The organism is Lysobacter sp. Root667, from assembly GCF_001427715.1.
GTDB lineage: Bacteria > Pseudomonadota > Gammaproteobacteria > Xanthomonadales > Xanthomonadaceae > Lysobacter.
Map to the genome: position 1 here is coordinate 404,000 of NZ_LMHF01000013.1, position 12,582 is coordinate 416,581.

Genomic DNA, 12,582 nt, shown 5'->3' on the forward strand with positions numbered 1-12,582 from the left:
GCGCGGGCACGCGCGTCGCTGCGTCCACTGCAGAGCGATTCACGGCAAAATGGCGGGCCGGATTTAGCGAACAAGGCATCCATGCGGATCGGAATCGACTTCGGAACCAGCTACTCGGCCGCCGGCGCGGTGGTCGACGGCCAGCTGCAGTTGATCCGCTTCGGCGACGACCGGCAGTTCCGCACGACCGTGTTCTTCCCGCTGCGGATGCCCGACATCGCCCAGTTCGAGCTGACCGAGCAGTTGCACGAGCAGGTGAGGGCGCTGGTCGCCGGCGCGAAGCGCGACCAGAGCCAGGAACTGGCGCGCGTGCAGCGCCTGCGCGAAGAAGCCATGCAGCGACCGGCGCACCTGCGCGCCGATGCCCTGGCTCTGGTGCCGACGGTACGCAAGCAGTCGGACCACGAAATGCAGCGTGCCGCCGTGGTTGCGGTACGCCGTCAGTGGGCGGCCGACGAGGTCCGCAAGGCGATGGAGGCGGGCGCAGACGTGCAGAACGCGCTGTACGGCGACGAAGCGATCGAGGCTTACATGGCCAGCGGCACCGGCCACCTGGTGGTTTCGCCCAAGTCCATGCTGGGCTACAGACTCGAAGGCGGTGCCCGCGAGGCGCTGCTGCGGATCTCCACACAGCTCCTGCGCCACATCCGCACGACCGCATCCGCGCAGTTGGGCACCGAAGTGCGCCAGGCGGTCATGGGACGGCCGGTGCGCTTCCGCAGCAGCATGAAGGAGGCGGGCGGCGTGCAGGCCTTGGAGATACTCACCGACGCCGCGCACGCCGCCGGTTTCGATGCCGTCGAATTCCTCGAAGAGCCGGCGGCGGCCGCCTACGGCTATCACCGCGGCCAGGCCGCAGCCAGTCGAACGCTGATCCTGGATATCGGCGGCGGCACCACGGACATCGCGCTCGCCGATGTCGGCGGGACGGCGCCGGCGCCTGTCATCCACGGTTCCTGGGGCGAGCCCGTCGGCGGTACTGATGTCGACATCGAGCTCAGCATGCGCGGGGTCATGGCGCTGTTCGGCAAGGGCGTCACGCCGACCGCAGTGCATCGCTATTACGAGGCATCGACCGTCCATGACCTGGAGCGGCAGAACAACTTCCGCCAGGCATCGTTCAAGAACGTGGAAGCGCCTTACGGCCTGCGCTTGGAGCGACTGCAGCTGCCTGGGCACACGGTGCGCCTGAACCGCGCCGTCGAGCGGGCCAAGATCGGCCTGAGCGACCAGGACCGGGTCGGATTCGAGCTCGACTACATCGAGGACGGCCTGCGAGCGCGCCTGGACAAGGAGCGGCTGCAGGACGCGGCCAGCCCGTTCCTGCGTCATCTGAGCGAACTCATGCGGCGAGCCAAGGCGGATCTGCCCAATCAGCCCGACAGCGTCTATCTCACCGGCGGCATGTCGCGTTCGCCTTACGTGCCGGCAGCCGCGAAGGAGGTATTCCCGGACGCCAGAATCGTCACCGGCGACGCGTCGCTGGGCGTGGTGACGGGGTTGGCGCACGCGGCCGCGGCCGGCTGAGGCCGGCTGAATTTCCACGGATCTGCCCGCAAGGCATTGTTTTTGTGGATGTCTCCGAGGTGAGGGGTGTCGACAGGGCTTAATCCGCCATCGTGCCCGCTCCATACTCGACATTTACATAATATGCATTATGCGAAGTGTCCACGCATGGCTCCGCAGGGCGTTTAGGAAGGCTCTGGCGCGATGGAACGCCGTTTGGAGGCTTGGCTATGCGCCCGCCATGCTGGCCTGAGGGCCAGTCTTGCCCGAACACGTGCGCCGGTGATCTCCACCGGCGACTCGTGGACAACCATGTAGATCTGACCGGCCCTTGGGCCGGCTGGCGCATGCGCGGGCGTGACCTCGTCTCGCTGGACGGCGACCGCATTACCCCGGAACGTCTGCGCGGGCTGGTGTTTCGCCAACGAGCCGAGGATCGCCTCGCGGCGGCCAAAGCGCGCCGAGCTGCTCGCGCAGCCCCGCGTCAGCTGGTCCGCGTGGTCATAGTCGACTTGGGCGAGTACCGAGAGCACGGCCTAGCCGCGTCATAAAACCCTGATCTAGAGCCAACCTCTTGCAAAGATCGCCGACCTTGAAGCCCAAGGGCCGCCGAGCAAGCAGCCGCTTCACGGTGTGTCATCAGGACCGACTAACAATGTATCTGGGAGAGCCGAAATCTAACGGCTACCACGATTCAAGTTGCCCCCCTGTAGGCAACAATCCTCCATGGGTAGCTGCCCACGGACGAGTGCACATGAGTTCGCACCCTATTGGTGGTCTTTGCAGCAAGCCAGAGAACGAGGTTGGTAGCATCCGTCACATCGCGCTTTAGAACGCTTCTGCTGTGCTTAACTCTGTGCGCGATACCCCCGCGCAAAGTGACTAGATCGTCCAAGGCCTCGACAGCGGCAGTAACAGAGCGCCCCTTCCAGTGCCAGCACCTGGACACACCTTCGAGCCCTATCGAGTTTGCAAATAGCTCATCTACCTGAGCCGCACGAGGCGTATTCAATTTAGCAGCTGTTTTAGCGAGTATGGCGTCGTAATTATTTCGGAGAGCGATTTTCCACCCCTCACCAGCGAGGCTCCATGCAGAGACACCGGAATTGTTAGCGGCGACGAGTTTTAACACTTTCTCCGGAAACACTAGGTGGCTAGCTGCGTTGGCAATCATGTAATCAAGCGCCAAGGTTGAAATGTCCTCAACGTAAGCCTCCCAACACGCAACGGTAAGCACAATTGCGCTTTTGTTGAGGACTTCAACATCGCGCTTTCTCCCCGGACCGTTGCCAACGTAACTACTGTGAATCTTCAACAATTGCTCTACTTCTCTGATGTTTGAAAGGAAGCTCTCCACATGAGGATCGTTGACTACTGATGCCTTCTTGGCAGTCGATCTCTTTAACTGCGTCGCCACAAGAAACCCCTTGAATGGCTGGCGTCAGGTTCTCTTTTCGACGAGGAATACGTGGCCCCGGGAGAAGGCGACACGATCACCTACGGCGAGGCCAGGAGGACCACCACGAATTTGTTCGCACGAACGATATGCTCCCTCGCAGTCGTCGCCGGTTACGCGCGTAACAGTCACGTTGATCTCAACTACAGCATCACTATCTAGGTCTGACTGTAGAACTACGTTGTCACCGACTTCGATGCCGGTCGAAATTCCTTCGAATGGCGGTGAACCGTAGCCGGCGGAAGACACATGGTAATAGCCGTTGGGATTCGTTCTTAGGGAAAGCATGCATATTCTCCGCAATTGCAGCACCGACCCGCACTGCTAGGGCTCCCCGTTCATTCGGAACCTAACAGATAAACCGCCATGCAAGGAAGTTGCACCCCTTTAAAGAGCCGTTTTCAGGGGGCCGGACCGGGTTTCAACGCCACACCGATATCGCCGTAGCCGCTGACCTGGCTGCCCGCCACCGTGGCCGCGCTGGGTGAAGAAGCGGGCGCCTGCGCGCCCATAGCCGCAGGGGGAGCCCCTGCACCCCGGTCGGCCTCTCCCCTACCCCGTTCCTTGTACGGGTTGTAGACAGCGCCGTGGCGCGCCACCGATGCCGGTCATGGCGTTGAGTCCGTCGGCATTGCAGTAGATGTCGACCGCGATGACGACACCGGATGGCCGCCTGGATAGGCCACGGGCACGGTCGTACCTGGTACAGCCGCCGAGGCACGAACCGCATCTCCGGGCATACCCGACGCCAATACAACGGCGTCACCGCTGTCGAGATCGGTCGCGACAGCGCCGAAGCGCACGGGGAACTCTTCGATCCGCTTTCCACTGGTTGCGCCATCCACCCAACGCGCGATCTCGTCGCCGCGCATCAAGCCGCCTTCGTCCAGGGTCAAGTCGATGAGCGCGGGCACTTCGATGCTCGTTGCCGCAGCTTCCAGATGTTCGATCGTGCTGCCGCTGGCATAGGCGGCGCCGACCAGCGCACCCGCCGAGGTGCCGACCACGATGTCTGGTCGGATCCCGCGCTCCTCGAGTGCGCGCAAAACACCGATGTGGGCGAAGCCACGCAGTCCACCGCCACCGAGCACCAAGGCTACGGGTCGGCCGGTATCCGATACTGCCTCGGAGTGCTGGCGGACCGTCTCCAACCTGAGGGGAGCAAGCGGTCGTACCGGGGTTTCGCGGGTATGTGCCCAAGCCCCCACGGCAGCGGCGACGAGCGCCGCTGCCAGGAGCAATCCGAGGACCGGCACCCAATGACGCGGCCGCCTTCCGGACCGGACCCGTCGTGCCAGCGCGTTTATCGCGGCCCCGCCAATGCGACGGCATCGGCGCCGGCCGGGAAATGGAACTGGTCGGATACGTCGTGCACGGCCCGCCAGATTGCCTCGGCGACATCCTGGGGCTGCGTGGTCGCCTGAGGACGGGCGAAGGCCTCGAAGATCGGGCGGGCATAGTCCGCATAGGTATCCGGGATGAGGCCGTTCATGCGCTCAGCCCCGTTCTCGGCGAACCGCGTCGTCGGGCAGTAGCCGGGTTCGACGAGCTTGACCCGGATGTCGAACGCGCCGAGTTCGTGCGCCAGCGAACCGGTGAACCCTTCGACCGCAGTCTTGCTGCCCGTGTAAGCGGCAGCGAGGGGCATGCTGGCCAAGGTGACGCTCGAGGTGACGTTCACGATCGTGCCCGCCCGTCGCGCGCGCATCTGCGGAATCACGGCCTGCACCATCGCCATCGTGCCGAACGTGTTGGCCTCGAATACCTCGCGCACGGTTTGCATCGACGTGGCCTCGAACGCGCCGACGACGCCGATGCCCGCATTGTTGACGAGAGCATCGACTTGGCCGGCCTCCTCGACAGCGCGGGCGATGCTGTCGGCACGGGTGACATCCAGCGCGACCAGCTTGATGCGGTCGGACGCGGGCAGGATGCCGGGGCTCGGCCGGCGCATCGTGGCGACGACATTCCATCCGCGATCGTGGAAGTGACGGGCGGTTTCGAGCCCGTAGCCGGAGGAACTGCCAGTGATCAGAACGGTCTTCATTGCGGGGACTCCATGGTGGTAGGTGCGACCACGATAGGTCCGCGACACAGGACTATCGATACTGTAAAGTCCATGAAACATTGGCAATAGTCCTGGCATGACCGACCCCCTCGCCGAGCTGATCACCCTGCTTCGACCTGTCCAGGTCATGGGGAAGAGCATTTCCGGCGCCGGGCAATGGGGCGTTCGCTACGCACCATTCGGACACCCTGGCTTTTGTGTCGTGACCGACGGCTCGTGCCTTCTGCAGGTCGATGGGGCAGATCCGCTGCGCCTGGAGGCAGGCGATTTCGTGTTCTTGCCCGCGACGCCGGGATTTGTCCTGTCGGGGTTCGAACCCGTCGAGCCGCAGCACGTCGATCCCGCCACCATTGCGGAGCAAGGCGATGAATTGCGTCATGGTTCCCTCGAGGGGGAGCCCGATGTGCGCATGCTCGGCGGTTATTTCGTCTTCGATTCGCCAGACACGGCGCTGCTGGTGGCGCTGCTCCCACCCGTCATCCACGTGCGGGGCGAGGATCGCTTCGGCGTGCTGGTCCGCCTCGTGCGCGAGGAAGCCATGCAAACGAGGTCGGGGCGCGATCTCATCCTGACCCGGCTGGTCGAGGTCCTGCTGATCGAAGCCTTGCGGGCGGCGCCGGGCGACACGGCGCCGGCGGGTCTGTTGCGCGGACTGGCGGACGAGCGTCTCGCCCTTTCCATTCGGGAGATGCACCGCGACCCGTCGCGCGCGTGGACCGTAGAGCAGTTGGCCAAGGTCGCGGCGCTGTCGAGGTCGGCCTACTTCCAACGCTTCACCCGCGCGGTCGGCATGCCGCCGATGGAGTATCTGCTCGCTTGGCGGATGGCGATCGCGAAAGACATCCTCGACCGCCAGGATCTGGTGATCGAGAAGGTAGCCGAGCGCGTGGGCTATTCGTCGGCGAGCACGTTCAGTACTGCGTTCACTCGTTACGTGGGTCGATCCCCGAGTGGCTACGCCAGAGAGAGGCGCCAGGTACGCTCGTGTGCAGCCTGATGTCCGTTATGGGCTTGCGCGCACCGATGAAATTGATCACCAAGACCGATCCGCTCCGCCGGCACTACCAGGGTTCAACGTTCCGACCCGCATCCCGCGCGAGTCGGAACCATTCTTACGAGCATCCTTCGATGTCTCCCAGAGGACCTGCGCCAAGGCAGGCCATGAGCCGCGCCCGCTAGCTCTGCAAAAACGCCAGAAGGTCGGCATTGATCTGGTCGGCGTGTGTGGTCGGCATACCGTGAGGCGCGCCTTTGTAGGTTTTCAACGTGCCGTTCTTGACGAGCTTGGCCGACAACACGGCTGAATCAGCGTAGGGGACTACCTGATCGCGGTAGGCGGGCGAGCACTCGTAGAAAAATGCTGGGCAGAAACAATTAGTTACGGATATCCCAATTCCCTGCCGTGAACAGAGGCTTCACGATGCGCCCGCCCCTTTGGCCTGACGGCATGCCGTACCCGAACGACCGCGCTAACGAGCTGCTGCGCAACTGAAGAATTCATCTGCAAGCGTCGACAACGCGTCAGAGCATTGCATCGACGGAATGAGTTTCCCGAGACACGCCATGACATCGCTGACACCGCCGGCCTGATGACCCCAACCGCCCCCATGAATTCGCAGCTGCGGATGCCGTGGTATCGCAAACTCGCTCGGGCGGCCGTGGCCTGGTTGTAAAGGCTTCCGGGTCCAGCGATCAACTACACGAGAGCGACAGAAGATCGTACAACTTACCCGGCGACCGGGCTCGGTCTATCCACCATTTCAGCGCGGCGCCCAGTTCACCCGTACGCCAGGCCAGATAGAAGGTCTCGTCGGCTTCGGCTCCTCAACCGCTTTCACCACCAGCTCGCCGGCTGCGATTGCCTCGCGGGCATAAGGCTCGGGCAGAAAACCGAAACCCATCCCCGACCGCTGCAATTGGTACTTGCTGCGCATGTCGGGAACGGTGATCGCATCCTGGCCAAACAGCAGGCCCACGGTTCTCGGCAGCAATTTCCGCGCCGAATCCGCCACGACCACGGCGCGATGCTGTTGCAGCTCCGCCTTCCCCAGCGGCTTTACGGCCTTTGCCAAGGGATGATCGGGTGTCACTGCGAATACGAAGGAAACGCGGCCGATGGGTTCGGCAACGTAGCCGCCTCCGGAAGGCCCCTCCCCCGCCGCTCCGATGAGCAGATCAACGCGGCGATCCAGCAGCGATTCCCAGGTACCGGTCAAGGTCTCCTGTGCGATGCGCAGGCGGGTTCGATCCGCCACCGCGTAGAACGCACGCATGTCCTCCTCGAGCGACGCGACCGAGAACAGGGAATCGATGCCGATGGCGAATTCGGTTTCCCAACCGGAGGCCACCCGACGCACCCGATGTTCGAGATCCTGCGCGGCTTTCAGCAGGTAGCGCCCTTCCCTGAGTAGCTCGTGCCCGGCGGCCGTCAACGCGACTTTGGGCCCGAGGCGTTCGAACACCTGGACGCCCAGGTCGTCCTCGAGCTTGGCCACCGTGTAGGAAATCGTCGACGGCACCTTGTGCAGTTCTTTGCCGGCCGCGGCGAAGGAGCCCCGGCGGTCGATGGCATCGAGGATCTGCAGGGCATCCAAGGTCAGACGGAGCATTCGATTTTCTCGATGATAGGACGGCAATCTGTTCGCTTTTCTTACCGCACCGCGGCTCCCATACTGCCCGCCAAGCCAAGAGCGATCAGCAATTTCCGGGGTTTACGAGCCCGATGGTACGCCAAGGCCACATTCAATCAAATCGCACTTAAGCGAGAGGAGCACACCATGATGCAGGTCCGTAAGAGCGAAGAGCGCGGCCGCGCCGAGCACGGCTGGCTGAGCTCGCGCCATACCTTTTCGTTCGCCGAATACCGCGATCCCCGCCACATGGGCTTCGGGGACCTGCGGGTAATCAATGAGGACAAGGTCCTCGGCGGACAGGGCTTCGGCACCCACGGCCACCAGGACATGGAGATCATCTCCTACGTTCTGGACGGCGCTCTGGAGCACAAGGACAGCATGGGCAATGGCTCGGTGCTGCGTTACGGCGATGTCCAGCGCATGAGCGCCGGCACCGGCGTCCGCCACAGCGAGTTCAATCACTCGCCCAGCGATCGCGTGCATTTCCTGCAGATCTGGGTCATTCCGGACAAGGCGGGCCACGAGCCGGGCTACGAGGAGAAGCATTTCGACGCGGCCTCCAAGCGCGGGCAGCTGCGGCTGGTGATCTCGCCGGATGGACGCGACGGCTCGTTGCGCATGAACCAGGACGCCTTCCTCTACGCCTCCCTGCTCGATGGCGATGAACGTGCCGAATTCGAGCTGGGCTCAGGCCGGCGCGGCTACGTCCATGTTGTCCGCGGCACGCTCACGGTCAACGGAGTCGAGCTGAAGGCCGGCGACGCACTGAAGATCGAGCAGGAAACGCACATCACGTTCGATCAGGCCAAGGACGCCGAAATCCTGTTCTTTGATCTCCCCTGATCGATGATTCCGACCGGGCCGACGCACGACACCGCGAAGGCCTGACCGCCCTGCCCCTGGTTCGCATGCGATGCATGAGGACCAGGGGCATACGCCCATCGCTCAGCTGCCACGTCCGGCTTCGAACAGAAACCAGATGCGCCGTTCGGCTTCATCGATCCAGTTTTCCAGCAGGCTGGCAGTCGCGACGTCGCCGTACTCATCGCACAAGGCATGCGTCGCGCGCATGAAGCCAGCGACGCGGGTGTTGTCCTCGCGCAGCTCGGCCAGCATGTCCGCCGGCGTCACGTAGTCGGCATCGTTGTCCGACAGCCGCTGCAGCCGGGTGATCTCGCCAGTGGAATGCAAGGTCAGCCCGCCGAGCTTGCGTACGCGCTCGGCGACCGGATCGACGGTGACGTAGATCTGGTCGGCCTGCTCGTCCAACAGCAAGTGGTAATCGCGGAAGTACGGCCCCGACATATGCCAATGAAAATTCTTCGTCTTCAGGTACAGGGCGAAGATGTCGGCAAGCAAGGTATTGAGTTCGGCGCCGATATCGCGTCGCGCGTCGGCGCCCAGGGCAGTCGGGGTGACAAGGGAAGCCTTGCGGCGCTGTTTCGTCTCGGTCATGTCGTTCATGCATTTCTCCGGGAAATCACCAATAAAACTTCAGTTCCAGCCCCGCGTAGTCGCTGTCGCGGCCACCGGCGGCGCGGACGGCGCGCCCGGCCTGGTAGCGCACGAGTTCCGCGGCGGCAGTCAGTTGCCGGCTCAGTTCCCACTCGGCCTTGAGTTGCAGGTAGGTCGCGGTATGGCGTCCGGGCTGGCCGGCTGTTCCCGCGAGCGGGATATCGGGTTGCAGGTACACCGCGTCGCGCACGGTCTGCCGCCACAATCCGCCAATCGCCAGCGAGGTTTGCAGCGCTTGTGTCGGCTTCAGCGCGATTGACGGCTTGAGCTGGATCAGGTTGACGTAGCCGGTATGTCCGGCCTGAGTGAATGAGTACGAGCCGTTCGGGAACAGAGGATGGAAGGTCTCGAGCTTGCCGTCGCCACTGCGCCGGTCGCCGGACGCCAGATCGATCTGCAATCCCATCCGCGGCGCGAGACGATGCGTGGAATACGTGTATCCGCCCCGCACGCCCAAGGCCCAGGCCCGCACCGGGACACCTGCTACCTCGCCGCCCTGGACGACGGCTTCGGCATCCCAGTCCCAGCGATCCGCGACGCCGGTCCAACGCGCGTCCAGGCTATGGCGCCACTCGCGTCCCGCCGCCTCCTGATAATCGGCCTCGGCATCGGCATAGCGCGCATAGAAGAAGCTGATCGAGCCGTTTGCGAGCGCCCGCTCCGCATGCAGCAGGTCGAACCGCAGCTGGCGATTGGAAACGTCATCGAAGTGGCTTTCGCTCGCGTATTGGACCGGCTGGCTGAAGAAAACGCTGGCGTTCCAGCGGCCAGCCTCGAGATGCAGCCACGCCGCATCGAACGACTGGCGTAGGTTCGGCCCGTCGCGCGAGCTCAGAAATCGCTGCTGTCCGAAGGGCAGATCCTGTCGGCCGGCGCGGATCGTCCACGCGCCGTCGCGCAGCGGCGCTCGGTAATCGAAGAACGCCTGCCGCAGGTCCAGCGGATTGCGATCGGTCGGCGACGGTTGCGCTTTTCCGAACGAGCGCACGTCCTCGACCTGCACGAACCCGCGCCAGCGGGCGTTCACACGCAGGTCCGCATGGACTTGCAGGCGCTGCAGCAGATAGCTGTCGCGCGGACCGCGAGTACCGTAGCCGGGGCCGTCGGCGGATTCGAAGCGGTCGCGCAGGTTCAGCCCCAGGGACAGATAGCCGTCCTCGCCGAACGGCAGGAATTTGAGGCGATCCATCGGCTGCGTACGCGCGGCTGGGTCCGCCAGCGTCGACCAGTCCTCCTGCCAGCGATTGGCGCTGTAGGCAGGCCGCAATTCCGTCGGCGACGCGGCGTTGGCGGCAGTCGCCAGCAGCCCCGCCAACGCGGCGAACCCCGCCTTACGATTTCGCCGTGGGCGATGCATGGCTGGCACGCAGACTCAGCAGGTGTTGGACCTTCGGCGGCTGTGGCCCGACATGGAAGGCTGCGACGGCATGCTGGAGGTCGGCGTCGGCATGGGACACGCGACGGTGCTGGCGCATGTGTTCCGCCCAGGATTCGACCAAAAACCATTCGACGATGCGCTCAGGATCCGCAGCATCCTCGGCCGCACCCCACAGGTAGGCGCCATCGCGGCGCCTGCCCTCCGAAAAACGCTCCAGGGTCTGCAGGAAATCCTGCCGCCGCTCCGCCTCGACGCGGTACTCCACCTGTACCATCACCGGCCCCCGGTCGCGCTCGACAGGAAATGCCAGCAGCGGCTGCGGCCAGTGGCTGGATGGTTCGAGATCCGCATCGCCCTTCGGCAGCCGAACCCGATACAAGGCCAGGCCTACTATCGCCAGGCCTGCCGCGCCGATCGACAGGGCCATGGGCACACTGCTGCGTTGGGCGACCAGGCCCCAGCCGAAACTGCCCGCCGCCATCGCGCCGTTGAATACGGTCAGGTAGACCGCCAATCCGCGTCCACGCACCCAGTTCGGCAACACGCCCTGGGCAACGCCATTGAGGGTGGTCAGCGCAGTGATCCAGCCGACCCCCAGCACCAATAGCAATAGCAATGCCACCGGCTTGGGTGGAGCGATCGCCAGCAGCGCCAGCACCACGGCGGAACACAGGGACGCGCCCAACAGCAGTTGATCGGCGTCGAAACGGGTGCGCAGCCACGGCAACGCAAATGCGCCGGCAATCGCGCCGGCGCCGACCGCGCCCAGCAGCACGCCGTAGAAGCCGGCGGTGCCATGCAGCAACTCGCGCGCCACTAACGGCAGCAGCGCCCACACGCAGCTGGCGAAGGCGAAGAATACCGCCGCGCGCAGCAGCACCCGATGCAGATCGCGACTGGTCCGCGCGTAGCGCAGGCCGGCACGGAACGCACCCAGGAAATTCTCGTTGAGCGCGTCGGCGGCCGGTTGCGGACGACGCCACCAGAGCAATGCAGCGATCACGAACACGTAGCTCAACACGTCTGCGCCGTAGGCCGCAGCCGCGCCCAGTCCCGCGAGCAGCAAGCCCCCTAGCGCCGGGCCGATCGCTCGCGAGATGTTGATGCCAAGCGAGTTCAAGGTCACCGCGGCGCGGATCGATTCGTGCGGCACCAGTTCCGGCACGATCGCCTGCCAGGTCGGCATCGCCAATGCGGTGCCGACGCCGCCCAGGAACGTCAGCGCGGCGAGATACTCGACCGTCAGCGCGCCGGTCCAGGCCAGCATCAGCAAGGTACCGCTGACGAGAATCAGCCAGGTCTGCGCAAAGATCAGAAAGCGCCGGCGATCGAGAATGTCGGTCAACACGCCGGCCGGAATCGCCAGCAGGAAGATCGGCAGCGTGGCGGCGGTCTGGATCAACGCGACCATCGCCGGGCTGGGCGACAGATCGGTCACCAGCCAGGAGCTGGCGACATCGCGCATGAAGCTGCCGGTGTTGCCGACCACGGTCGCTGTCCACAACACCGCGAACGTGGCGTGGCGAAGCGGCGCGAATGCGCCCGCGCCCGCCGTCTTGCCGGAACCGGCGGCATTATTGGACATCAGCGCCGCTCCTCCGGCTCGTGCGAGGCCAGATCGTGTGGGGCCAGATCGTGCCAGGCGATCAGGACGAAGGCGCCCGCCAGGCCCAGGTGTTCGAAGAAGGCGTTGGCCAGCATGGCTTGCTCCGCGGCCGGTGCCGCCCAGTAGCGGTTGGCGACGAAGGTGGCCGCGACGGTGAACGCAGCGAGCACCAAGGCTCCCAGCCAGCGTCGATAGCCGCTGATGATCAGCAGAGCCGCGCCGAGCTCGACGACGATCACGAGCGCGGCCATCGGCGCAGCCGGCTGCAGGCCGAAGTGCTGCATCTCCGCGATCGCACCGGCGAAGTTCCAGGCCTTGGTCAACCCGCCCTGCAGATAGGCCGCGCAGATCAGCAGCAGCGCGATCCGGCGCAGCCATCGTGAAGTCAGCCATCGTCTCAATGCATTCATGTTTCGCTCC

The 12,582-nt window shown here is 64.4% G+C and carries 10 protein-coding genes and 2 pseudogenes; 3 read left to right on the forward strand and 9 right to left on the reverse strand.

Annotated features, from left to right (window positions below; all coding sequences use genetic code 11):
- Positions 1 to 81 precede the first annotated feature (81 nt).
- Entirely contained in the window at positions 82 to 1,527 is a 1,446-nt protein-coding gene (locus ASD78_RS14620) for an Hsp70 family protein (protein WP_056102621.1), read from the forward strand.
- Between the two features lie 673 nt (positions 1,528 to 2,200).
- Here the strand turns inward: ASD78_RS14620 and ASD78_RS20810 are convergent.
- The 3 genes from ASD78_RS20810 to ASD78_RS14635 all read right to left on the reverse strand — a co-directional run bounded on the left by ASD78_RS20810 (position 2,201) and on the right by ASD78_RS14635 (position 5,009).
- On the reverse strand, positions 2,201 to 2,923 hold the full coding sequence (locus ASD78_RS20810) for a HEPN domain-containing protein (RefSeq protein ID WP_156087769.1): 723 nt from the start codon (positions 2,921 to 2,923) through the stop codon (positions 2,201 to 2,203).
- 647 nt (positions 2,924 to 3,570) lie between these two features.
- Positions 3,571 to 4,053, reverse strand: coding sequence for a patatin-like phospholipase family protein (locus ASD78_RS14630; RefSeq protein ID WP_304438481.1), 483 nt, complete (start codon positions 4,051 to 4,053; stop codon positions 3,571 to 3,573).
- Positions 4,054 to 4,265: 212 nt separating this feature from the next.
- A complete protein-coding gene (locus ASD78_RS14635) occupies positions 4,266 to 5,009 on the reverse strand; it encodes an SDR family oxidoreductase (protein ID WP_056102629.1) in 744 nt (247 codons plus the stop codon).
- Between the two features lie 97 nt (positions 5,010 to 5,106).
- Here ASD78_RS14635 and ASD78_RS14640 point away from each other — a divergent pair, with 97 nt between their 5' ends.
- Positions 5,107 to 6,027: an AraC family transcriptional regulator gene (locus ASD78_RS14640; RefSeq protein WP_055906904.1), complete on the forward strand. Its 921-nt coding sequence runs from the start codon at positions 5,107 to 5,109 to the stop codon at positions 6,025 to 6,027.
- Between the two features lie 178 nt (positions 6,028 to 6,205).
- Here ASD78_RS14640 and ASD78_RS20160 read toward each other — a convergent pair.
- Positions 6,206 to 6,358 (reverse strand): annotated as a pseudogene (locus ASD78_RS20160) (alpha/beta hydrolase); the annotation flags it as partial.
- A gap of 364 nt (positions 6,359 to 6,722) precedes the next feature.
- Positions 6,723 to 7,639: pseudogene (locus ASD78_RS14645) on the reverse strand (LysR family transcriptional regulator).
- Positions 7,640 to 7,807: 168 nt separating this feature from the next.
- On the opposite strand from ASD78_RS14645, the gene ASD78_RS14650 reads away from it, so the two are divergent.
- Positions 7,808 to 8,506, forward strand: coding sequence for a pirin family protein (locus ASD78_RS14650; protein ID WP_055906909.1), 699 nt, complete (start codon positions 7,808 to 7,810; stop codon positions 8,504 to 8,506).
- Between the two features lie 102 nt (positions 8,507 to 8,608).
- Here ASD78_RS14650 and ASD78_RS14655 read toward each other — a convergent pair whose 3' ends face one another.
- The 4 genes from ASD78_RS14655 to ASD78_RS14670 are packed head-to-tail and all read right to left on the reverse strand — an operon-like array spanning position 8,609 to position 12,572.
- The gene (locus tag ASD78_RS14655) at positions 8,609 to 9,127 is read right to left on the reverse strand and encodes a DNA starvation/stationary phase protection protein (RefSeq protein WP_056102633.1); all 519 of its coding nucleotides are present in this window, start codon (positions 9,125 to 9,127) and stop codon (positions 8,609 to 8,611) included.
- A gap of 16 nt (positions 9,128 to 9,143) precedes the next feature.
- Entirely contained in the window at positions 9,144 to 10,493 is a 1,350-nt protein-coding gene (locus ASD78_RS14660) for an alginate export family protein (protein ID WP_235566508.1), read from the reverse strand.
- 16 nt (positions 10,494 to 10,509) lie between these two features.
- Positions 10,510 to 12,141: an MFS transporter gene (locus tag ASD78_RS14665; RefSeq protein ID WP_055906919.1), complete on the reverse strand. Its 1,632-nt coding sequence runs from the start codon at positions 12,139 to 12,141 to the stop codon at positions 10,510 to 10,512.
- Positions 12,141 to 12,572 (reverse strand): DoxX family protein, encoded by a 432-nt coding sequence (locus ASD78_RS14670; RefSeq protein WP_156087770.1) that lies wholly within the window; start codon positions 12,570 to 12,572, stop codon positions 12,141 to 12,143. Before ASD78_RS14670 ends, ASD78_RS14665 begins: the two co-directional genes overlap by 1 nt.
- Positions 12,573 to 12,582 lie beyond the last annotated feature (10 nt).